This is a genomic window from Paenibacillus sp. NMA1017 (genome assembly GCF_058895805.1).
In genome coordinates this window covers 65,807-88,239 of sequence record NZ_JBZXYR010000001.1, presented here as the reverse complement: position 1 = coordinate 88,239, position 22,433 = coordinate 65,807, and the positions used below count along the sequence as shown (strand labels likewise).

The window sequence follows — 22,433 nt, the reverse complement described above, 5'->3', positions numbered from 1 at the left end:
GCAGACAGGATGAATAAGCTGAAGACAGGCAGCGCGTACCCTTGGCAGAAGGAACTGGAGAGATTTATAGAACAGGTGGAAAGCGCACCGAACCGAGTGAATGACGGATGGACTCACCAACATAAGCTGGCTGTGCTGGAAAAGCTGGTTCGTGCATATGCCCTGCATCAGGATGATACCGGAGCTATTATTGACCCCCATTCTGAAAGTGAACGGTACTACTCCACCCCGTCCTATGCGTTGGCTGCGGCGGTGTTGGTCAAAGAAGGTCGGCATGATTTACTGGAATCTGCTGCTGCGGCCTTGACGCATAGCATAGCTTGTGTAGTGGAGGGAAAAGCGCCAGATCACCACCCAGACTTTTTTCCAATTATGATGATGGGAGCGTATCGGCTCCTTAAAAATCTGCTGCCAGAACAAGCCACGGCATGGAAGCAGCAACTGAGCAGAATTCAGCCGGAGCAGACCTACATTTTTACGATGAGCAAAATGAAAAATCCGAACCGGATGATTAACTGGAATGCGATTATGATTTCCGGCGAGTTTTTGCGTGCAGCGGAAGGAATTGCAGCCGATTCGGAATGGATGGAAACGTATATCCGCAGCTATCATCTGCCTCGTTTTACCGGTTTGGGTCTGTATCAGGATGGTCCGTTGGATCGGCCCAATAGCCCATTTGCCTACGATATCGTTACACGCTTCCACCTGGGCGTGATGCTGGAGAACGGGTATGATGGCAGCTGCGCACTCGAACTTCGTGACCACCTTCGCAGGGGGGCGCTCAGCACATTACTGACGCTATCCCCGCACGGGGAAATTCCGCCGCGTGGAAGAAGCGCGCAGCATCAGTGGAACGAAGCGGCGGCGGCCTTTGTCTTTACAACACATGCTCAGCAGGCTATGACAGCAGGAGAGCATGGGCTCGCAGGTGCGTTCCGACGGGCAGCAGATCTATGCTGGCAAGCGATTAGCCGTTGGCAGACCGATGACGGCAAGCTGCATATCGTCCGCAATCATTATTCGTCCGAGGCACGACATGGCTTTGAGGTGTACTCGAATCATACCTGCTACAGTCTGTGGACGGCGGCTGTGCTGGCCCACACCCTTCTACATGATGAGGAGATGGATCGCATTTCCCCAACCTTCATCCCGGCGGAGATCGGCAGCCGGGTGTTGGCAACGGACGGTTGGTTCCAGACTGTCATTGCAGCCGTAGAGGGGCAGCAAATGCTTGTGCAAACATCGGTCAACGACCCGTACAATGTTCCGGGCATCGTGCGTATTCAGCAGTCTGCGCTGCCGTCGCTGATCGGTCCGTCCTCAGCAGGTCACGCAGACCGCGGCTTTACAGGCTTCGCGGAGGGAGATATTTTCCCGCTGAGCTATACCCCGGCCTGGCAAACGGAGGACGGAAAGTGGCACAGCTTGTCGGAAGGTATTCCCGGTACGTTGGAGTTCGACCGGGATGGAGGGATTGATCCGCAGGATGGCGGAGGAACCGTACAGCTGGAACAAAGCTCAGCGTCTGACGGAGCAACGGATTTTACTCTCTTGTGGGAAGGTCCATTCCCGGGAGTGAGGGAAATCCGAACGCATTATCGTCAGGTACCCGGCAAAATTGAAGTGGCGTATGAGCTTCAAGGCAATATTCAGAATGTAGGGGCACTTATTCCCCTAATGGCGTACGACGGTCGGGAGCGCAGCGTTATTCATCATGTCATGTCAGCTGGGAAAGAAACGGAAAGCATTCGAGTAGAATACGCAGGTGCAAGTCTTGAAGTCATCCCGACGACGGATGGAACGAACGTGGTATGGCCGGAAGAATTAGCTTCCGTGGCCTGTCGGAATGGTTTACTTAAGGGAGCGCGTCTGGAATGTGAAAGCAATCGCATTTCCTTTATCATTCGGTTACCTGAATAGATAGAGCTAGAGCCATAAATATGGTTTAACATGTGGGAAAAGGAGAGGAAAAAGAAATGACGAAAACAGAAGCGTGGCTGGAGCAATCGTGGGAGCTGGCTTTGGATAAAACGCTTGCCTTGGCGGCAAGACTGGGGGACGCTTTTCCACATGTTGCTGAGGGTGGACGTTATGATAATCGTGAAGAAGCGTGGTGGACAGCAGGCTTTTATCCGGGACTGCTATGGCTAGCTAATCGGGCGCGTCCTGACGGTGTAGTTGCCGGGATTGCACAGCGGTGTGAGGGTCGTTTGGAAAAAATACTCTATAATAGCGAAGCTGTAGACCATGACCTTGGTTTTATTTGGCTGCTCAGCGGTGTGGCCGCCCATCGGTTGACCGGAGATTTAGAGTCCAGAAGACGTGGGTTGTTGGCTGCCAATCTGCTGGCTGCCCGTTTTAACGTGAATGGCCGTTTTATTCGCGCGTGGAACTTCCCCTCGAAGGACATGGACACACGGGGCGTTGCGATTATAGACAGTATGATGAATCTACCCTTGCTTTATTGGGCTTCGGAGGAAAGTGGAGATCCGCGTTTTGCCGCTCTCGCTGTGCAGCATGCAGATACCATAGCACGTGAATTTGTCCGTTCAGACGGTTCTATCGCACATGTAGTCGAATTCGATCCGGAGATTGGAAAAAAGGTCGCCGAGCATGGCGGACAGGGATTTGCTCCCGGTTCTGCCTGGGCACGTGGCACGGCTTGGGCTTTGTATGGTTTTACGCTTTCGTATGGGTACACGCGTGATTCGCGTTATTTGAAGGTGGCCGAGAACACGGCTGATTTTTTCCTATCCCAGTTGGGTGATGCTTGCCTGCCTGTGTGGGATTTTAGAGCAGAAGAAGAGTACCGCGGGGCATGGGATTCATCGGCTGCGGCAATTGCGGTCAGTGGTTTGCTGGAGCTGGCAAAATATTCGACCCGTGCGGAGCATTTTACAGAAGCTGCAGAATCTATCCTCGAGGGCTTGCATCATACGTGTACAGCGTGGGGCGAGGAGCATGAGGGATTGCTGATAAACGGGACCGTACATTATCCTGAGCAAAAATACATCAACGTTCCCATTATCTATGGCGATTATTTCTTTGTCGAGGCATTGGCAAAGTTGCGCGGTGAAGAAGGTTTGTTTAGTGTTGAATGCAAGAAAATATAGTATATAAGCGCGCAAGAACGAACTCATTTTAATCGTACTGTCGTTTGTCAGATTTACGGAATGAATTGTGAAGCAGCGTATGTGTAATTTCAATTACATATATGCTGTTTTTTTATGCATTAAAAGACTTTATTTATTTCGATGCCAAAGTACTACTTATAGGGGATTAAGAGATTGTAGCAGCGCTTATTTTGTACCCAATCCAAGAAAAATCATTGTATATAAGCTCTTAATTCCTATAAAATTTTCATTTTAATGCATGGAAATAGGTCCTTTTACTTGTTTAAGATTATTTATTCGTAAATTGACAATATAGGTAGGTAACCGTATGATATCATCTTGTGTAAAGGAATAAACTGGATTTTAAATCTCATTTGCAAAAGGAGTTATACATATCATGACAGGAACAAGTGATACTGAAAGACGGATGTACGGAGGATTCTGGATAAGAACGGCGGCGTTTGTGCTGGATTTCATCATTGTCACTGTACTCGTTTTTTTAATAGGAGGAGGAGTATCCAGTATACTATCCCTTCTTGGCATAGGGGAAACTGCTTTTGTATACGTGTTAGCTTTGCTATGGCCACTGATTTTATGGCTCGTGGTGCCGTGGATGTATTGTGTGCTCTGGGAAACATCGAAGGTAAAAGCAACACCAGGTAAGCTTGTGCTTTCTCTAATTGTAGTGGACAAGGAAGGAAAGCGGCTTGAATTCTGGCACGCCTCCGGGCGTTACTGGATTAAAGCTATTACTTTTATGTTTATTCATATTATTTATATTGTAGTTGCCTTTACCCCTAAAAAACAGGGAGTCCATGATCTCTGTACCAACACCTTTGTTGTACATAAAAAAGAGTTGCAGCGATATAATCAGCAGTCGTCTTTTCTGTAAGTATCGGAGGAGATCACCAATTATTAAGGAAAGCTTAGGTAGTCTTTGATTTTCAAAATAATGGGGGAACATGAATTCATGCAACAACGAAAATGGATGTTTTGTTTAGTTGTAGTTCTGCTGCTGTTCATAATGATTGCGGGTTGTACGAATTTAGGAAGCCCCGGAGAGATCAGCTCTGGAGATGCTAGAAAAGATCAGCCTGGAAGTACTTTTTTGGAGAACTTGCAGGCAGATCTGCCACAACCCACTGAGGCGCAATTTTCCACGCCCGAATCGGTAGTAGAAGCCTTTTTTGAAGCTGTAAATGATCATGATCTCGATAGCGCGTTGAAATGTTTCCCTATTATGGAAAAGTATCGTGCGAATACGGTAGATAATCATTTCAGTATACTGCATACATATGAGCTTCAAGCGGGCGCTCCCATTCCTTCCTTTGAGAGCCATAACTTTTTTAAAAGTTTTTTGGAATATGAACAGTATTGGGAGAAATTTTTTATGCTACTGTTCTTAAATTCAAACCCGGATATAATGAGCAAACGTATCGTTATGGGTGAAGCCAATGCCGCTACGGAACTGAAGAAAATCAAAGAAATGAAGGTGAGTAGCGCATATTCTAAGCCTGAAATAGTTGCGAATCATAGTAAAAAGAATAAAAATGTTATGGAGCAAAGTATGAAAATACAAGAAATACAGGTGCTTGAAGTTAAGCTTTATATAGATGGAGAAGAACAAAACCATGTATTAATAAGCGTGGGGAAAATTGGATCTAATTGGCGAATTTTAAACATAAGTTAAGGAGAACGAGCTTCTGCTTAATGCATATTCATCAAAAAACCAGAAACCAGCTAATGCTTGCAATACATTAGCTGGTTTCTGGTTTTTTGTTTTGTCATGATAATTTTCTTCATTTACTATTACGGGCAAAAGTAGACATTTTCAAAAATTTTCCCATCGTAGATGTCTATGTAGCTTTCTTTATGAAATATTAATATAACGGTGGTGTTCAGCGTAGTGGAGGATTTGAATCTGAAGAAGCGTAGCGTTCGCCTTTGCCATGGGATTCTTACCTTTTAAAAGGTTTATGAAAATCTGAGAATCCCGGGGCAACAGCGATTGTAGGATCAAATGCTACACGTAGCGTCTCACTCAGACGAAAGTATGTCCCTTTATTTTAAAGGGATTCTTATAGCGAAATAAAAAATGTAAGCTGTTCTTACAGTTTTCATGTTCTTTTTAGCTTGTTTTGCGTTATAATGAAAGGATGCACATTATGAACGAATTGGAGGCACAGCCCGATTGACTACTTACCCTTTTGCCTTTGATCCGTCCAAGCCGTTTATTGAGCAGGCAAGTGACTGGATTGCGGATGTATTTTATGAAGTTTTGCCTGAAGTTGGCTTTGAGGTTCGGGATGAACAAATTTATATGGCATTCCAGCTAGAACGTGCCTATAAGGAAAAAAAGACCATTTTTGCAGAAGCAGGTGTGGGCACTGGTAAAACGCTGGTATACTTGCTGTACGCTATTGCATATGCCCGATACATGAGAAAACCGGCGATTATCGCCTGTGCGGATGAATCGTTAATTGAACAATTGGTAAAGCCGGAAGGGGATATCGCCAAGCTGGCACAGCATTTGAGTCTGACGATTGATGCCAGATTGGGGAAGTCGCCGGATCAGTATATTTGCTTGAATAAGCTGGATGAGGTGCGAAGCGGACTGGATGAGGACGCAGATGTTTTCCGTGATATTTATCAGGATCTACCGGATTTTGTTCATTTTCCAGATACGCTACAGTCCTTCATTCCTTACGGGAACCGAAAGGAATATCCTGAGCTAACAGATGGACAGTGGAGCAGACTCGGATGGGACGTATTTCAAGATTGTCTCGTTTGCCATCAGCGGCATCGTTGCGGTCAGACGTTGTCTCGTGATCATTACCGCAAAGCGGCAGATCTGGTCATCTGCTCTCATGATTTTTATATGGAGCATGTATGGACCTACGAAGCGAGAAAGCGCGAGGGTCAGCTGCCGTTGCTGCCGGAGCACAGTTCTGTTGTCTTTGACGAAGGGCATTTGCTGGAGACAGCGGCACAAAATGCGCTTACTTACAAGCTTAAGCACGCCCAGTTTGAGTCTATAATTACCCGACTGCTGGAGGGAGAAGTGCGAGAATCTCTGGCAATGACGATTGAAGATGCGATTTCTCAAAGCGAGGCTTTGTTTGCTGCGCTTGATAAGAACAGTCAGCCTGTCCAGGGTTCTAATCGCAAGGAGTTCATCCTGAATGAATCACTAACTCGAGAGGTAAACCGCTTCGGAGAACTGATCGGCATGATCGAGGAAGAGCTTGTATTTGAAAGCGGGCTATTCTCTTTGGATGAGTATCAAGTCAAAATTGTGGAAGAACATTTGGAAATGATTCAAACCGCGTTGGCTTTGTTTAAGCGTCCTGAACTTCTCATTTCGTGGGTGATGGAGGATCAAGATGGATTAACGCTTGTGGTTATGCCGAAGATGGTAAAAGAGATTCTCAAAGAGCGAGTATTTGCACAGCATATACCGATCGTGTTCTCTTCAGCTACGCTTTCCATAGAAAGCTCTTTTGACTATATGGCGCAGAGTCTCGGTATTGAAAATCCGCTAACGTTCTCTGTTGCTTCACCTTATGACTACAGCGATCAGATGCAAGCTGCACTGTACCCGTTGCAAGCGGGGGATGATCCAATCCAGAGAGCGCTGGCACTGCTGGAGAAATCGCAGGGAAGAGCGCTTATCCTGTTTCCTTCACAGGAGGAATTGGCTGCATTCCAGACGGGTCTCGTTGCTTACCCGGAGGCGTCTGCCTATCGTTTTCTGTACGAAGGTTCGGCTGAAATCAGCCATCTGATCTCAGCTTTTCAGAATGATGAGGAAAGTGTGTTGTGCGCTGTTACATTATGGGAGGGATTGGATATTCCTGGACCTTCTCTATCGCACGTCATTATCTGGTCCCTGCCATTTCCTCCGAATGATCCGGTTTTTACGGCTCTGCGCAAGGATGCAGCAGATCCGTTTATTCAGATAGATATGCCTCACATGGCACTTAGACTCAGACAAGGCATAGGGCGTTTAATTCGCTCGCGTAATGATCGGGGCTGGATATCCATCATGGGCCAGGATTTGAGTCGTCAAGAAGTACGTACACAAGTTGAACAACTACTGCCTGCGGGCGTAGAATGCACCGTAATTGAAGGAAATCCGGAGGGAATAAAAACATGTTGAACTTTACAGCGTACACCGTAGATCAGATTAAAGATGCTTTTGGTATTTTGACTGGACAGCGTTATGAATTTATCATTGATGTAGAGGTAGAGGAGGACGACGAGCTATACACTGAAAACGGACTGTATATCCGTTGTCTTTATTTAGTAGACGAAGAAAAGACAGGACTGCTGAAGTATGAATTAATTGAAAAAGTAACGAATCGTTACATTGATCTTGAACTTGAAGATGATGAGCTGCAAGCTGTTGAGAACTTCTGTAAAGAACATGTACAGGATGAAAAGTGAAGTAACAGTATAGAACACTTAGCTAGCACAGCTGATGTATAGCTAATATATAACGAAGATATCAAGGAGTCCTGACATGATCAGGCTCCTTTTTTTATGGCCAATGAAGAGGACTTATTTGCTCTAGCGCAGTCTGTCCCATACATTCACCATAAACAGCATAGTCCCCCCTGCGAGTAACAACCACCCTGTGACGATCCAAACTTCAGCCTCTGGAACCTTGTAATTTTGACCTATAATCGCCAATATCAACACGGGCAGACCGATATTATGCATCCAAAAATGGATATGTGCCAGAATAGTAACTGAAAGTGCAGGAAAGGTCACATAGATCAGACCTATAATTCCAAGTGCTGTCCAACCCAACAAATGGATATGAGACTGAATATTGGACAGCCTGCAATCACCCGACACGCCGATAATTACACTAAGTAGCACACTGAGGGCAAAATATACGGCAGCTATCTTTAAAAATTGCTTCCCCATATATGAACTCCTCCTTATGTTGCACGGGGATATTTTGTGAATCTTTCTCTATCCTATCGAGCCAGCAGGTAGGAGGTGTGGGTATTGTGACTGGTCCATTTGACAAAAGCTTCAAATACACATAAAATCTTATTGCATCAATACTTACCGTATTACTGTGTTTTCCCGGAGATAATAGCGAACTTCTCCGACAATAGGCGTTAATTTTTGACCATTGGTTTATTTTGGATTCGCCATTAAAAGGAGCTTGAAATTATGAATGTATATCAAAATACCCTTGAACTCATCGGACGCACGCCATTAGTGGAGCTGAACAGCTATTCTCTACCGAGAGGCATTCGCCTGTTTGCGAAGCTGGAGTTTATGAATCCCGGCGGCAGCGTTAAGGATCGGGTGGGTAAGGCTCTAATTGAAAAAGCATTAAAAACAGGTCAGCTGAAGCCAGGGGGGACATTAATTGAAGCAACAGCAGGCAACGCAGGTATTGGTCTTGCGATGGCAGCGCTTCATTATAATATCTCAGTTATTTTTGCTGTGCCTGAGAAGTTCAGCCAAGAGAAGCAGGACCTGATGAAGGCATTGGGAGCACGCATCGTTCATACCCCGACAAGTGAGGGGATGAAAGGAGCTATCGAAAAAACAAAAGAATTGGCTGCTGAAATAAAAGATGCATACTTGCCACGGCAATTCAGTAATCCGGATAATCCCGAGGCATATTATACGACAATGGGACCTGAAATATGGAACGATCTGGACGGCAAAGTAGACGTATTTGTGGCAGGTGCAGGCTCGGGGGGAACGTTTATGGGAACCTCGCGTTACCTTAAGGAACAAAATGCAGCCCTTAAAACGGTCATCGTGGAGCCGGAAGGGTCCATCTTGAATGGCGGCGAGTCAGGCCCACATAAAACAGAAGGAATTGGCATGGAATTAATCCCTGAATTTGTGGATAAAGGATATTTTAATGCCATTCATACCATTAGCGATGTCGATGCTTTTGACCGTGTCAAGGAACTGGCTGCACGTGAAGGTCTTCTTGTTGGCAGTTCTTCAGGATCTGCTTTACATGCCGCTTTACTGGAAGCAGAAAATGCACCAGATGGCGCACATATTGTTACCATTTTCCCGGATAGCAGCGAACGTTATCTGAGTAAAAAAATATATGAAGGCGGGATATAAAATGAAACGCAAAACAAAACTGATTCACGGCGGGCTTCCTACCGATCCCCATACAGGCGCGGTTAACGTTCCTATTTATCAGGTAAGCACTTATGAGCAAGAGGAAATTGGCGTCCATAAGGGATACGAATATTCGCGTACAGGCAATCCGACCCGGTTTGCCCTGGAGGAGCTGATCAAGGATCTGGAGGAAGGAAAGCGTGGTTTTGCTTTCGGTTCAGGTATGGCAGCCATTCATGCGGTATTTTCACTGTTTAATGCAGGGGATCATATTTTGCTGACCGATGATGTATACGGAGGCACCTACCGTATTGTAAGCAAAGTGCTCAGCCGGATCGGAATTGAGTCCACATTTGTGGATACGACTGACCTGGAAGCCATCTCCAAAGCAATTCGTCCGAATACGAAGGCATTGTATGTCGAAACGCCAACGAACCCGCTTTTGAAGGTTACTAATATCCGCGCTGTTTCGGAGCTTGTAAAAAAACATGATCTTTTACTGATCGTCGACAACACATTTGCTACCCCTTATTGGCAGACGCCAATTACACTTGGGGCTGATATCGTCATTCACTCTGCTACCAAGTATTTGGGCGGCCATAGCGATGTTGTAGCTGGTCTGGCTGTTGTGAACAGTGACGAGCTGGGTGAACAACTTCATTTTCTGCAAAACGCCATTGGTGCTATTCTCGGCCCGCAAGATTCTTGGTTATTGATCCGCGGTATTAAAACATTGGGTCTGCGTATGGAAGCGATTGAGCAAAATGCGAAGGAAATTGCTTCCTTTTTGGAAAAACATCCGAAGGTTAGCAAAGTGTACTATCCTGGACTGGAAAGCCATGCGCAGCACGAACTGTCCAAAATCCAGGCCGAAGGCTTTGGCGGCATCATTTCCTTTGATGTAGGTAGCGACGCTAACGCGGTTGCACTTCTGAAAAAGGTGAAATATTTTACACTGGCTGAGAGCTTGGGAGCGGTTGAAAGTCTGATCAGCGTTCCGGCACGTATGACGCACGCCTCTATTCCGGTAGAACGTCGTGCAGAGCTAGGTATTACCGAAGGTTTGGTGCGGATTTCGGTTGGGATTGAAGATCTGGAAGATTTGATCGAAGACTTGCAAGCAGCATTGTAAGAGAATAAGCGTAATGATCAAGAGAGGTGGCTGAGGCTGCCTCTTTTTTTGTTTTATCATAACTACTTTTTTGAGAAGAACAGAGGAGTACGTAGAGGTAATAACGAATAGTTTTATATAGTTAAATTGAATGTTAAACGGAATATAACCGCGACTACGTCTCTGAGGAAACAAAAACCTGGAGGGGGAATGTTATGAGGTTCACACATCTGGAAAAAGCAACAACTGTGCTGTCGGATCATCCGGTACGTCTGAGGTCTGCTTATGCAGTCGGTCCGGTCGTGCTCCCGGAAAATTGCGGTGTGGGTAGGGAATGGTCAAGTTATTTTGCTCATGAGGATTGGAATTTGGAAAAGGCTTGTGGTGAAGAAGGAGTAGAGCTTTCAGCCGGAGGAAAGGCAGCCTGCCGATTATTGACCGAGCTGGACCCTCGGACTGCGGAACTAAATCTAGGTGTTTTTCCGCCTTTGGCCGAACAAGAAAGACTTTTGCTGGTTTCAAATCTTCGTTGTATGGCTGCACAGGAAGTGATTTTCAGACCCTTTGAAGGAACGGGACAAATTTGGATAGATGGTACACTGGTATATGCGGAATCCGGTCCTTTTCGCTTGTATCTGGAGGAAGGCGATCACACGGTAGTTATCATTGCTGCGTTTATTCCCGAGGAGGCCCGCTCTATTCGTATCAGTGGAAATCAGGTATGCGACGAACCATATGTGACAGAACTGCATCGTGAATTTGTAGAGCGTAATATACGTTTTCACATGGCATGGCTAGAGGTTGAGAAAAGTGCTGGCAGAGAGGGTGAAGACAGCCCGATCTTATTTTATTTACTGCCTAAGGATCGGATAGATCTTCCCTTAGACCAAACGTTATGGGTCGAGGTAACGAATGATGAGGGCATGAAGCTGGATCGCTTTCCAGCACATTGGGAGCAGGAGCAAAGCTATGACTGGGACGAGGAAAAGGCCGGGAATACGGGAATGCTGCATTTCACCGTTACATATCGGGATCATGATGCTGTGGAGCATCATTTTGTGTATTCGGTACTTGTGCGGCCTTTGTCAGTCGTCGTGGAGGGCTTGCGGGAAGAGTATGACCAGTACATCCAAGCACGCGCTATAGATATTCTTCAATCTGCGCAGAAAATACAAATTGAGGGCCTGCTTGAGGAATTAAAAAGGTTAACGGATTTGCCGGAAGATCCTTTTGAAATCTGGGATTACCGAGTTGTACGTGAATATATCAAGCTATTAAAACAGATCTTCACGTCTGGACATACCGAACAGCCACACTCCTCATCCTTAATTCAAGAAGAACACATCTTTTTGTCTAATGATGGAATTGGGGAAGGATTTTTTGTCTCCCGTTTGGACAACAGTTTGCAGCGCTATACCATTCAGCTTCCCAGAAACTATTCGACTAACCGACAGTATCCTCTGATCGTTCTGATGCCAGGCAAGCGATATGAACTGGGCTTGCCGGATTTTCAGAATCGAGGTTTTGGACAAGACTGGGAAGAGGAAGCTATATTCGTTACTTTTTCGTGCCGTGGTGTAACGTTGGGCAGTTATATTGGAGAAGCTGCTTTTTTGGAAGGGCTGGATGTCATACTGCAAGCGTATCGAGTGGACGAAGATCGGGTCTATCTGACGGGTTATTCGAACGGAGCATACGCTGCCTGGGCGATGGCACAGGCTTATCCTTCTCGTTTTGCGGCTATCGCGGTTATCTCTGGAGCGCCACATCCCAAGCATCTGATAAATCTGTTGAATATGCCAATATTGAATGTATGCGGAGATCAGGATTACTTATTTGCACAAGCATACACAGCCCCTGTAACAGCGCTTCCATCTGATCATTTTAAAGGTGTCGTAGAACGTCATTCTAATCACTGGGATACGCATGAGCTGAGACTTCTGGACGGCGTGCTGGGTTGGCTTTTGCAATGGAAAAGAGATGTCGTACCTCAGCGTATTGCCTATCGGACGGAACGGGGCAGACATAACCGGGCTTACTGGCTGGAACTGACGCGAATGGATGAAAATGAGGAATATGCCGAGTTGTACGGTGAAATGAGTGCCACAGGTGAGTTGGATATCGAGGCAGTTCACGCCGAAGAATTTATCATTCATCTTTCTCAAGAGGTCATGCCCTTGGAATTGGCCCAAGTTCGTATCGGAGCCCGTATTTTCGTGTTGGACTTGCGGGAATACAGCCGCTTTCGCTTTGTTAAAACACACTCACATAAACGTCCCTCACCTGAATACCGTTTGATTGCCGAACGGGAGGAAGAAAGCAGTGGATGCTTTACAAAAGAATCGGATGCTAAAAAGAAAATTGTGGATTCAAAAAGCGTGGGAAGAAACGCTTTGAGCCATGGTATGGGTGTGCTTGACGTTTATATGGATCGTCTTCACATTGTCCTTCCATCCAGCTATGCTACACCGGAGGAAGAGCAGGCGGTGAGACGGACGGCGAACGCCTTGGCTAGCCCCCGAACAGCAACTTGGAATCCGTATATCGGTGTTCATTATCCGGTGGTGTCTTCCAATGATATTACGGAGGAAGCACTGGCTGATAGCAACGTGATTTGTGTCACTTCGGGCTTGTCCAGACATGAGCTGCTTCAGAAGCACCAAGCCGATCTGCAAATCACATGTACGGAGGAAGGGTATACATTGGGCGGCGATTTTACGGCAGGCGAGTATTGTCTTTCATATATTCAACCTAGCCCTTGGTCTGCAACCCAGAAAATGCTTGTCGTAGCGACCAATTCTCCCCGTATGCTGGGTAAAAACCTATTTATGCGCAGACTGATTATGCCCGGATACTTTAATGGTCTACACCCGTATTTGAATAAAGAGATTATTGTGTATGATAGCCAGGGAGTGCGTGCTTTTAACTTTACTTCCATTAGACATACGCAGCAAAAACTGCAAGGCCAATAGCCAATAAAAAAGTAACAATGTTATAATAATCCATAATTAAAAAAACCGTCCGGAGGCACATTGGCGATCCTGACGGTTTTTTGCTGGTTCATTGCAGTGATTTGTGATCGGGATGACGTCATATAAAGAAGGGCATTGGGCAGCTTAGCTTTTATATTGCTCCATCAGGTACATGATCTTTACTTCATCGGCCAAATCTCCAAAGGGTTCTAACGGATTCTCTTGAATGATATGATATAAACGCCGGACTCGTTCCTTTGGCAGTTTGCGTACATATCTGGAAATGAAAGCGGCATGGGTGACTACGTAGCGCTTTTTACGAACAGCTGCACTGGCTACACGGACGAGAATATCTTCGCCCCCTGCCAATTCCAGAATACGGCGCTCATAAAAGACTACGTATCGGAATGTCCGGTCCTTGATCAGCTCACGATTGAGTCTGGCAATCTCTCCGATATATCTGACCATAAGCGGCTCAAAGCTCTTGATCAGGAGAGGATCGAGCGTTAATTCCATGTCTTTACGGAGAACAAAAGATTGCAGCAGGGCAACCTGCTGGAGCCTTATCCGATCATTATGAATGAGTACAGCCATCTCACGCAGCATCTCATAGGAGACACGCTCACTGAGCTGCCGCAGGGCAACCGCGTTTTTATGATTAACGTTTAGCCCTTCCTGGATCTGTTCTATACGGCCTCTAAACAGACGTATAAGCTGCCTACGCTGCTCATAAGGATAAATACCCTGCTGTAGAAGCACTAAGGGCAGCAGAAGCAGCGCACCGACGATACCGCACAGAAACATTTGTTGCTGCGAGTGGCCGAAAAAGACAGTAGCGGCCAGCAGTATGACGCCGACGGCAAAGTCTTTACGAAAATAACGTTTGGCTCTAAGTTTGGCATATTGCTCTACAGGAACTAATGTATCCCGACCACATGATGTACACTTCTCTTCCCAAAGGGCGGTGAATTGTCCACAACGCTTGCAGACTCTTAGCTTTTGGAAGGCGTGCTCTGTGCGGGTAAATGGGCGAAATTGTACAGCTTGTTTGGAACTATTCATTGCGTTCACTTCTCCGGTTCAGCAGGGCCAGAAGCTCGGTGTCGATTTGTGTAATCGACGGGGCACGTTTTTTATGTATATAGTAAATTAGTGATTTGATGGCGACAAAAAGAAACATAATCGCCAGACATCCGTATGAGATCATAGTGTACTTCCTCTTTCTGCTTGGATTTTTACTTCAATATTTTACATGGGCGGGTTTCGCTACTGTCATTTTTGTCGTATAAAGGAGAAGGCTGGTGCCCGATTGCCCTTGTTGGGGTATAATTATATCATTACTGCAGGATATTGGTAAAATCTCGCGGTATAATAGGCTTTTTGGTTGCATTCAGACCATTCAGGCAGTGATTTTCAGCTGGCGCTCATGTAAAACTCATTATAATTTAAGAGTAGGGGAGTACAACTGTAATTTAGAATGAGAAGTTTCTAGAATGAGAATTAACCGGCAAAGGGGTACAAGCGATGTTTAGTAGAGACAGAAAATGGTTTTTGGTCATCGGAATCATATGTACAATGATCATGACCTCGATTTTGGCATGGCAGCCACAGATGGCGAATGCCGCTTCACCCTCTGCTTCTAAGGTGGATGCGGTGCTGGTCGTCGATGTAAGTAATTCGATGAACACTAGTGATCCTGGGAAAATTGGCAATGAAGCCATGAAAATGTTCATTGATATGCTGTCGACGCAAAATGACAAGGTCGGGATTGTAGCGTATACGGATGTCGTACAGCGCGAGAAAGCCTTGCTTAATATTACATCCGAAGCGGATAAGCAGGAACTGAAGACGTTTATTGACGGACTGAACCGGGGGGCGTATACTGACACCTCCGTGGGTGTCAAGGAAGCGAACCGCATTTTGCAGGATGGTAAAACAGCTGGACATGCGCCTATGATCGTCATGCTTGCCGACGGTAACAACGATTTTAATAAGACGACAGGCAGAACCGAAAGCCAATCCGATCAGGATATGGCACAGGCTGTAGCCGAGGCTAAAAATAACGGCGTTCCAATCTACACCATCGGTTTGAATGCAGATGGAAAGCTGAATAAAAACAAGCTCGCCGACATAGCGCAGCAAACGGGCGGCAAATCCTTTATTACAAGCTCGGCGGATGACCTGCCGAAAATTTTGAGTGAAATTTTCGCCAGCAATTTGAAGTTGAAAGTTGTGCCCTTGCAGTCCATTACGGCAAATGGTGACTATCAGGATGTTACGGTAACTGTACCGAATGATAGTGTGCTGGAGGCTAACATTTCGATCATGTCCTCGAAACCGGTGGACGCGAGACTGATAGATCCGTCGGGCAACACCAAGCCGATTCCTTCGAGCGATGTACTGCTGTCCAAGTCGAAAAGCTACTCGCTGATTAAACTGCTCAAGCCTGTGGCTGGCGACTGGAAGCTCCAAGTCAAGGGAGTCCAGCAGGATCAGATTGATATTAATCTGGTGTTTAACTATGATCTGGAGTTGAAAATGGAAGCACTGCCCGCCAAATCATACAAAAAAGGTGACGCGGTTCAAATTCGTTCCTACCTGACGAGCAATAGCCAGCAGCTTCAGGATCAGGAATTGTATGCGAATATGAATGCTGTTCTGAAGGTCAGGGATCTGGATTCCGGTACAACGAATGAGGTGCCGTTAACCAATGCAGGGGATTCTTTTACCGGTTCCTATACGATTCCAGATGAGCATGACTACGAACTAACCGTTAGAGCAGAGGAGAAGAGCTTCTATCGTGAAACACAGCCTGTAACCATCAGTGCTAAAGCAGGGGCGACGAGCGGTACAAATACGGGCACGACTCAGCCAACTACACCTGCTGAAAAGTCCAAGCTAATACCACTCATTCTTTTAGGGCTGGGACTGCTCGTTCTGCTGGTTGCCGCATATTTCATCTGGAAGGCTGTCAAAAAGGCCAACCGTGGCTTTGTCGGTCAAATCGTACTGGAAATCCGGGATGAGAACACTGGCGAAAAAACGTATCCGCAATACAAGAAGCTGAACACCTTCCGGGGCAAATTTAATCTGCACCAGTTGCTGCAACTGGCACCGGAATTTGCTGGAACCGACAAGGTCGTGTTCACACCAGCCAATCAGGATCGTATCATTGTGCGCAGTACTCCCGAGATTACGATTGAAAAATCCGGGCGGGCTGTAGACAAAGGCAACGGTCTTGAACTCAAAAACGGTGATCGTCTGACCATTCCGTTAGCCAGTGTGGACAAAACCATTTTGCTGGAATTTATTTCAGTAAACAGCTAAACGAACCCTTAGGAGGTCATATCTATGAAACCAGTAGTTAGAGAGCATATCCAACAATTAGACGTATCACTCGGCGGGGGGATCGTAAGCGATAAGATCAGAGTTGATACTATTGATAACCCTATTTTAATCATCGGACTCGGAGGTACGGGAATTGATGCCCTTCTCCGCTTGAAATATCAAATTAACCGTAGGTTCAAGCTCCCAGCAGATCCGATCTCCAAGAAAAAGAGCGAGAAACCAGATAATGTGGAATTTCTCGCTTTTGAAACGAATGAACAAGACCGCAACAAAAAATACAAGGGGATTGGTTTGGACCCCATCAATGAGTTTGTGTTGCTGTCCAATGCGGAGATCGGCGGATTGCTGCAAAACCGCAGCATTCTAGAGCCGTACATTACCGATTGGCTGTCTCCCGAACTAAGCATTACCGATGGTATGAATGGTGCGGCAGGGGTGCGGCAGGCAGGACGATTGCTGCTGTTCACCAAAATTAATCAGGTCGTACAAAGCATTGACAAAAAAATCAAAACCCTGTCTGAAGGCACCAACAAGAAGCTCATGGTGTTCCTGCTGTCCGGTTTGTCCGGCGGTACAGGAAGCGGTACCTTCCTCGATATCTCATATATCGTCCGAGGAATTATTGAGCGCGACTATGGTTCTGCAGGCGTAGACCGTGTAAATACATTAGGCTATCTGTTTACACCGGATATTAATCTGGCGAACAAAAGCCTGAGCGAGCATACCCGTGAATATATTAAAAAGAACGGCTATGCTGCACTGAAAGAACTGGACTATTGGATGAATGTAGACAGCCGTGGTGAACGTTTTAAGCAGCAGTACGGCAACATTTTGACCGTGAACTCGCCGCTTCCACCGTTTAATCTGTGCCATCTCATTTCGGCCACGAATACGGAAGGCAAGCTGTTGGAAAATGCTTATGATTACTGCATGAATGTCACCGCTGAGAACATCACTAACTTTATGGCGAGTGAGGAAAAACAGTCGGGCGAAGAGTTTGCCATTCATGACTATATCAGCAATATCCGTACCAACATCGCACAAATGAATAAGGCGTATCCGGCAAACTACGATTACAATATTATCGGGGCTTCCTCGGCGGTGCTGCCAATGGAGGAAATGACGACCTATCTGGCCTATCGAATGTTTGGCAAAATGTCCAAAATGTTCGAGCAATCGCCAAATCAAGAGGACGTAGAGAAGTTTGCCCGCAAGCTGGGCGTGGATCTGGATAGCATGATCAAAAACTTTGAATCCCGTGTACCTGAGCCGCTTCCGGGCTTTGAAAACAGTGAACGGTTAAGTTATAGCAATGTCGTTAAAATGCAAGTTGTCAATATGGACACCGAGCTGGAGCAAACGTTCCTGACGCGTGCCCGCGAAGAGTATATCAAAGCGAAGAAACAGCTTCCTGGCGAAATTACAGGACAGTTTACGGAACAAATCCGCCGGATGTTTCTGCATCCTGAGCAAGGGCCGTTTTATGTATCCCGCATGATTTATACTGAAAAAGGATTTAGCTTGCTGAAAATGCTGCTTTCATATGTTGAAACGTTGCGTGAATCACTGCACCGTATTCCAACGGACATTGAATGGGCGCGTGAGCAGGCGAACGAAAAGCTGGGTGATGCCAAGAGCGCGTTTGTTTCCAAGGATAAAAAGAAAAATGCGTACATTGAAGCGAAAATTAATGAATATTGGCTGCGTGCTGATGTGGAACGTACAGAGCAGCTCATTGAATTTTATGAAGACCTGTATGACCTGTTGAACAAGGAAAATAGCCGTATTTATAATGTATTTACTGAAATTTTGAACGCATTGAGCGCAATTTTCGAGAAGAATGGCGATCTGCTGATTAACGGCGAGGAACAGTCCGATCATAAAGGTAACAAAACGTACTATTGGAATCTGGTAAGTGTACCGGATATTTCTGAAGTTGTGACCAAACTGCTGGATAACCGCAACGGTGACGATTTGATTCGTGATTTTGCCCAAGAATTGCTGGAAAATTCAGATCAATGGGTGAAGGATCAGGATATGGACATCATTAGCTCAATCTCCAATTTCTTGACTGATAAGTTCGGTGATCTCATTACCCGTTCCATGGAGGATTTCCTCGTCATGAAATATGGGCAAGATGAAGCCATTGAAAAATTTGTGGAGCGCTACATTGCGAGCAAACTGGATGAGGAAGCTGTACCTGTGTTCCATTTGAGCAATAGCTCTGGCAACTTGTACTTCCCGTCATGGGGATTCGTTTCAGTACCTGTACAGTCGCCTAATATCCTGAAAGGCGTTCGCAATTATCAAAATAATGCAATTGGCAAATCACACTTTACTATTAAAGAGAGTGAAGTTCGTAACCGGATTTTCTGGCTCAATACGCGTAATGGTGTTCCTCTGTTTGTATATACGCCACTTAAAGTGTATGAAGAAAGCTATGAAAAAACGATTCTTGACCGCGAAGGTATTGGCCGCCATCTGGTGCAAACAGGTCAGAACAACTGGACTAATCTGCCGTCGCCGATTCCTGAAAAGTCATGGGGCGAAACTTACGTCAATTCGCGTGTGCAAGCTTACAATGCCCGCATTCGTAATGATTTTGACCGTGCCAAGTCACTTGGCGTGATTCGGGAAAAGGATGTCGATCAGAATACGAGCAGCCGCTTCACTGTAATCCGTTCACATGCGCTAGATCTGAATGCGATGCTAGCAGGCTACGATATGCGCTTGCAGGAATCCAAGCCGAATTTGGGTGAGGTAAAAAGAGCATGGTCTGAGTTGAAACGTCTACTGGTTGAAGGGCTGGAGCAGGCCGGAAGCAAGGACATCTTTGGTAGCATCAATGAAGAGATGGCGAAGGAAAACCTGATCCGTTCACCGGAGTTAACACAGGTGGTTCGTGAAGAACTGGCGAAATATACACAAATTGAAGCGAAAGCCGCTGAACTGGAAGCTTTGCTGGGCAAATATCAGGATGAAGAAAAATGGCTGGATCAGTTCATTCAGGCACTCTATACGGACACGATTACGAAAAAAGGTGCTTTGTACGTCTACGATCGTGACGAAGAAGAAGAGGCTTGGGAGCCGTTTGCCAATGTCATGAAGAGCCGTAATTATGTGGAGTTTGAAGTGTTTACAAACTTCCGTGGTTTGGACGAAAAGAAATTTGCAGCTCTAATGCGCAAGGCGGATCGCCGTGATGCTGTATTGACTTCATCGGAGGATATTACACCACTGCTGTCGAAGCTGGATGAACTGGCTGCAACTTACACAGAGGCCCGCAATCAATTGGAATATGAAAAGGTGGAGCTGGCTAACGGAGCAGAACTATATGCATTCTATGCTCAAATGACTGGAAAATTAAACGACATTCGTAGAAAGTTGAAGTAAAGTATGAGAGAGCAGCTGTTACGTTATGCGGCTGACTATGCAGCCGCAGAGGACCAATTAATCGGAAGCGGGGATGGACGCAGCAGCATCCATTTCCCGTCCGTGTTTCTTTTTATCGGTGATCGCATGAACCCGGTGATGAACACAATTGCAGATATCAACCGGACCAAGTGGGATAACAGCACGGGAGTAACGTATATTCAAATCGGCTCGCAGGAAGAACATGCGGCTGTAGATCGTTCGGTGGATGCTATTGTTCATACGATAGCGGTACCGGAGGAAAGTGGCCACCAAACGATACGCCGTGACTTGCACCAAGCTTTTTATACACATGAATCGCAGCTAATTGAGCTTAACACCGCGTTGCGCCGGGCTAGTGGACATCTGGCAGATTACGGTCGGTTGTATTCTTCGTTCGAGCGTGTCCATTTGTCGATCTTGACGACAGCGGATGACCCCATGAACGTATTAATCCCTGAAATTACGCTGTTGGCGGAGTATATTTTTGCACAGTCTTTTAAATCGGTACAAATGGATCTGTATGTGTTGGTGAATGAAAGCGATCAGGCTGTCCAATTCGGCTACAGTAGTGCAACGTCCGTTGCTTTCATGCGGGAGCTGGACTATATCCAGAGTCCAGAGTATACGTTTACGGCACCGCTTCATATGACCGAGGACAAATTGACCATTCCAGTAACCCATGCTCCATCACCGTTGTTCGATCTCGTCTATGTGCTGTCCGACAAGAACGAACGCGGCGTAACGGTGCCGAATAGCCTGCGAGAAAGCTGTGACATCATTTGCCACATTCAGCTTCTCAAAAACCGCTATCAGGCAGGAGATTCCTATCGGTCACAGGATGGAGGATACAACAATACATCGTTTAAAAACAACATCATGACGGAATCCGGGCGACAGGGTTATGTGTCGGCTGGATTTTCCCGAGTCAACCGTCCTAACCAGTCAATCGCACTTACGGTGCTGTATCACTTTTATGTGAAGCTGTTAGAGCGTATGAGAACAGAGCAGGAGTGGGACATACGAGATAAGCTGAATTATTTTGGTTTAGATGCTGCCGAGCGCGGTCGCACACGAAATGATCTAGTTCCTGGTAATGAAGCGATCACGGACATGAGCGCATTGATGACCAGCGGAGCCAGCTACGGCTCGTTAAAGCGAATGACATTACGTGAGGCGGAGGAAGCCTTGTTTGGTCAGGGCTGCGAAGCCTTTTTCCGTGATAACTGTGAACGGATTGTCCACAAACGGTTGGGAGATTTTCAGGCGGAATCTGGTTTGCAGTCGGCTGTGAATGCAGCTGCCAAGGAATATCCTGAAATCGGATTATTCGAGTTGACAGACTGGACGGATGAAAATAAAACAGGGAATGTGCTTACGGCCATTCGGGGACTGATTCGGGATACGTCCAATGACTTACAGATTAGTGCTGCCGAACTGGATGCGCTGTATAGCGGACGAGTGGAGGACCAGCCTTTTCAACGACTGCCACTCATGGATAAGCATAATGTGCGCAGCTTGATTCGTTACCTGACCGAGACGGTTTACGGACACAAGCTGCACATGCTGCGGATTCAAGCCGATTTGGAGCTGCTTCGCCGCTATGAACTGGCACTAGAAAAATGGCATGCACAGGCGAAGCATATTACAGTACAGCTTTCCAGCCTGGAGCATGAACTGCATCAAGCTGCAACGGACAGTATTCGGCAGGCCGATAGTTACACAGGTCAAAACCTGTTCGAGTATTACGAGCGTGTGACGGAGGATGTCATGCGTGAGCTGGAAAGCAAGCGGGGAAAATCTATATTCTTTGAAACCCGGCATATGGGGCCTGTATCCGGATTGCTGGACGGGGGCCTGTCCGCATTGGTGGATCGACTTACGCAGACCTGTCGCACCTTGATTCTCAGTTCACAGCCGTTTAATCAGACCTTCGAAGAAGAATTATTGCGGCGTGCGAATGTAGCTGCTGCATATGAAAATCGGCTGGTCGTTCCGAAGGATGAACTGTTTAAAAAACTGTATCAAACGTTAGAGGAACATGGCGGAATTAACGTACGTTTGCTCGACTATACCCATGAGCATCGGTATGAAGAAAAGTACTTCTTTGGTGACTACGAAGGCGAATTTCTTCCTTATGCAATGGATGTGGACATTACTTCGCGTATTTACAAGCTGGGTTTTGTACATGAGCGTCGCAGCAGCGGGGTGGAAAAGCTGCATTTGATGGGCGGCTTCCATCTGGAGGATCTGATGGTTTATCGCAACGGCAAAACGTATTATGAGACATATACTGCGAATGGTTTCGTGTTTCACGGAATCGACGTGGACCGGTTGCCGGAATTGCGGTAGCCATATATTCATCCT

15 protein-coding genes are annotated in these 22,433 nt (G+C 46.3%); 12 read left to right on the top strand and 3 right to left on the bottom strand.

What is annotated here, in order from left to right; translation table 11 throughout:
* Nucleotides 1–9 precede the first annotated feature (9 nt).
* The 6 genes from AC5ELV_RS00400 (at nucleotide 10) to AC5ELV_RS00375 (ending at nucleotide 7,559) form a co-directional block, all read left to right on the top strand.
* Complete coding sequence (locus AC5ELV_RS00400; protein WP_493428718.1) at nucleotides 10–1,920, top strand: glycosyl hydrolase; 1,911 nt, start codon at nucleotides 10–12, stop codon at nucleotides 1,918–1,920.
* 56 nt (nucleotides 1,921–1,976) lie between these two features.
* Nucleotides 1,977–3,113, top strand: a complete 1,137-nt coding sequence (locus AC5ELV_RS00395; RefSeq protein WP_493428717.1) for a glycoside hydrolase family 88 protein — start codon at nucleotides 1,977–1,979, stop codon at nucleotides 3,111–3,113.
* A 397-nt stretch (nucleotides 3,114–3,510) separates the two neighbouring features.
* Entirely contained in the window at nucleotides 3,511–4,005 is a 495-nt protein-coding gene (locus AC5ELV_RS00390; protein ID WP_493428716.1) for an RDD family protein, read from the top strand.
* Nucleotides 4,006–4,083: 78 nt separating this feature from the next.
* A complete protein-coding gene (locus AC5ELV_RS00385; protein WP_493428715.1) occupies nucleotides 4,084–4,803 on the top strand; it encodes a hypothetical protein in 720 nt (239 codons plus the stop codon).
* Nucleotides 4,804–5,304: 501 nt separating this feature from the next.
* The gene (locus AC5ELV_RS00380) at nucleotides 5,305–7,272 is read left to right on the top strand and encodes an ATP-dependent DNA helicase (protein WP_493428714.1); all 1,968 of its coding nucleotides are present in this window, start codon (nucleotides 5,305–5,307) and stop codon (nucleotides 7,270–7,272) included.
* Nucleotides 7,266–7,559, top strand: coding sequence for a DUF6509 family protein (locus AC5ELV_RS00375; RefSeq protein ID WP_493428713.1), 294 nt, complete (start codon nucleotides 7,266–7,268; stop codon nucleotides 7,557–7,559). Before AC5ELV_RS00380 ends, AC5ELV_RS00375 begins: the two co-directional genes overlap by 7 nt.
* A 123-nt stretch (nucleotides 7,560–7,682) precedes the next feature.
* Here the strand turns inward: AC5ELV_RS00375 and AC5ELV_RS00370 are convergent, their stop codons facing one another.
* Nucleotides 7,683–8,045: a hypothetical protein gene (locus AC5ELV_RS00370; protein ID WP_493428712.1), complete on the bottom strand. Its 363-nt coding sequence runs from the start codon at nucleotides 8,043–8,045 to the stop codon at nucleotides 7,683–7,685.
* Nucleotides 8,046–8,300: 255 nt separating this feature from the next.
* Between AC5ELV_RS00370 and AC5ELV_RS00365 the strand changes: the two genes are divergently transcribed.
* From AC5ELV_RS00365 to AC5ELV_RS00355, 3 genes are all read left to right on the top strand, one after another.
* A complete protein-coding gene (locus AC5ELV_RS00365; protein WP_023988377.1) occupies nucleotides 8,301–9,224 on the top strand; it encodes a PLP-dependent cysteine synthase family protein in 924 nt (307 codons plus the stop codon).
* Between the two features lies 1 nt (nucleotide 9,225).
* Nucleotides 9,226–10,356, top strand: a complete 1,131-nt coding sequence (locus AC5ELV_RS00360) for a bifunctional cystathionine gamma-lyase/homocysteine desulfhydrase (RefSeq protein WP_493428711.1) — start codon at nucleotides 9,226–9,228, stop codon at nucleotides 10,354–10,356.
* 194 nt (nucleotides 10,357–10,550) lie between these two features.
* Nucleotides 10,551–13,307, top strand: coding sequence for a PHB depolymerase family esterase (locus AC5ELV_RS00355; protein WP_493428710.1), 2,757 nt, complete (start codon nucleotides 10,551–10,553; stop codon nucleotides 13,305–13,307).
* A gap of 144 nt (nucleotides 13,308–13,451) precedes the next feature.
* Here the strand turns inward: AC5ELV_RS00355 and AC5ELV_RS00350 are convergent, their stop codons facing one another.
* Together AC5ELV_RS00350 and AC5ELV_RS00345 are read right to left on the bottom strand one after the other, a co-directional pair.
* Nucleotides 13,452–14,369, bottom strand: a complete 918-nt coding sequence (locus tag AC5ELV_RS00350; RefSeq protein WP_493428709.1) for a hypothetical protein — start codon at nucleotides 14,367–14,369, stop codon at nucleotides 13,452–13,454.
* Complete coding sequence (locus AC5ELV_RS00345) at nucleotides 14,362–14,514, bottom strand: hypothetical protein (protein WP_023988385.1); 153 nt, start codon at nucleotides 14,512–14,514, stop codon at nucleotides 14,362–14,364. The genes AC5ELV_RS00350 and AC5ELV_RS00345 overlap by 8 nt, the downstream gene beginning before the upstream one ends.
* Nucleotides 14,515–14,831: 317 nt before the next feature.
* Between AC5ELV_RS00345 and AC5ELV_RS00340 the strand changes: the two genes are divergently transcribed.
* From AC5ELV_RS00340 to AC5ELV_RS00330, 3 genes are read left to right on the top strand one after another with little or no spacing between them, the layout of a single operon-like run.
* Nucleotides 14,832–16,634, top strand: coding sequence for a vWA domain-containing protein (locus AC5ELV_RS00340; RefSeq protein WP_493428708.1), 1,803 nt, complete (start codon nucleotides 14,832–14,834; stop codon nucleotides 16,632–16,634).
* A 24-nt stretch (nucleotides 16,635–16,658) separates the two neighbouring features.
* Nucleotides 16,659–20,048, top strand: a complete 3,390-nt coding sequence (locus AC5ELV_RS00335; RefSeq protein ID WP_493428707.1) for a tubulin-like doman-containing protein — start codon at nucleotides 16,659–16,661, stop codon at nucleotides 20,046–20,048.
* Nucleotides 20,049–20,051: 3 nt separating this feature from the next.
* Entirely contained in the window at nucleotides 20,052–22,418 is a 2,367-nt protein-coding gene (locus tag AC5ELV_RS00330) for a transcription initiation factor TFIID (RefSeq protein WP_493428706.1), read from the top strand.
* Nucleotides 22,419–22,433: the final 15 nt, after the last annotated feature.

Excerpts from the sequence above, each read along its gene's own strand:
- AC5ELV_RS00340 (WP_493428708.1), top strand. The coding sequence starts at position 14,832 with ATGTTTAGTAGAGACAGAAAATGGTTTTTGGTCATCGGAATCATATGT.
- AC5ELV_RS00350 (WP_493428709.1), bottom strand. The coding sequence starts at position 14,369 with ATGAATAGTTCCAAACAAGCTGTACAATTTCGCCCATTTACCCGCACA.
- AC5ELV_RS00390 (WP_493428716.1), top strand. The coding sequence starts at position 3,511 with ATGACAGGAACAAGTGATACTGAAAGACGGATGTACGGAGGATTCTGG.
- AC5ELV_RS00365 (WP_023988377.1), top strand. The coding sequence starts at position 8,301 with ATGAATGTATATCAAAATACCCTTGAACTCATCGGACGCACGCCATTA.
- AC5ELV_RS00330 (WP_493428706.1), top strand. The coding sequence starts at position 20,052 with ATGAGAGAGCAGCTGTTACGTTATGCGGCTGACTATGCAGCCGCAGAG.
- AC5ELV_RS00335 (WP_493428707.1), top strand. The coding sequence starts at position 16,659 with ATGAAACCAGTAGTTAGAGAGCATATCCAACAATTAGACGTATCACTC.
- AC5ELV_RS00375 (WP_493428713.1), top strand. The coding sequence starts at position 7,266 with ATGTTGAACTTTACAGCGTACACCGTAGATCAGATTAAAGATGCTTTT.
- AC5ELV_RS00395 (WP_493428717.1), top strand. The coding sequence starts at position 1,977 with ATGACGAAAACAGAAGCGTGGCTGGAGCAATCGTGGGAGCTGGCTTTG.
- AC5ELV_RS00400 (WP_493428718.1), top strand. The coding sequence starts at position 10 with ATGAATAAGCTGAAGACAGGCAGCGCGTACCCTTGGCAGAAGGAACTG.
- AC5ELV_RS00360 (WP_493428711.1), top strand. The coding sequence starts at position 9,226 with ATGAAACGCAAAACAAAACTGATTCACGGCGGGCTTCCTACCGATCCC.
- AC5ELV_RS00355 (WP_493428710.1), top strand. The coding sequence starts at position 10,551 with ATGAGGTTCACACATCTGGAAAAAGCAACAACTGTGCTGTCGGATCAT.
- AC5ELV_RS00385 (WP_493428715.1), top strand. The coding sequence starts at position 4,084 with ATGCAACAACGAAAATGGATGTTTTGTTTAGTTGTAGTTCTGCTGCTG.
- AC5ELV_RS00370 (WP_493428712.1), bottom strand. The coding sequence starts at position 8,045 with ATGGGGAAGCAATTTTTAAAGATAGCTGCCGTATATTTTGCCCTCAGT.
- AC5ELV_RS00345 (WP_023988385.1), bottom strand. The coding sequence starts at position 14,514 with ATGATCTCATACGGATGTCTGGCGATTATGTTTCTTTTTGTCGCCATC.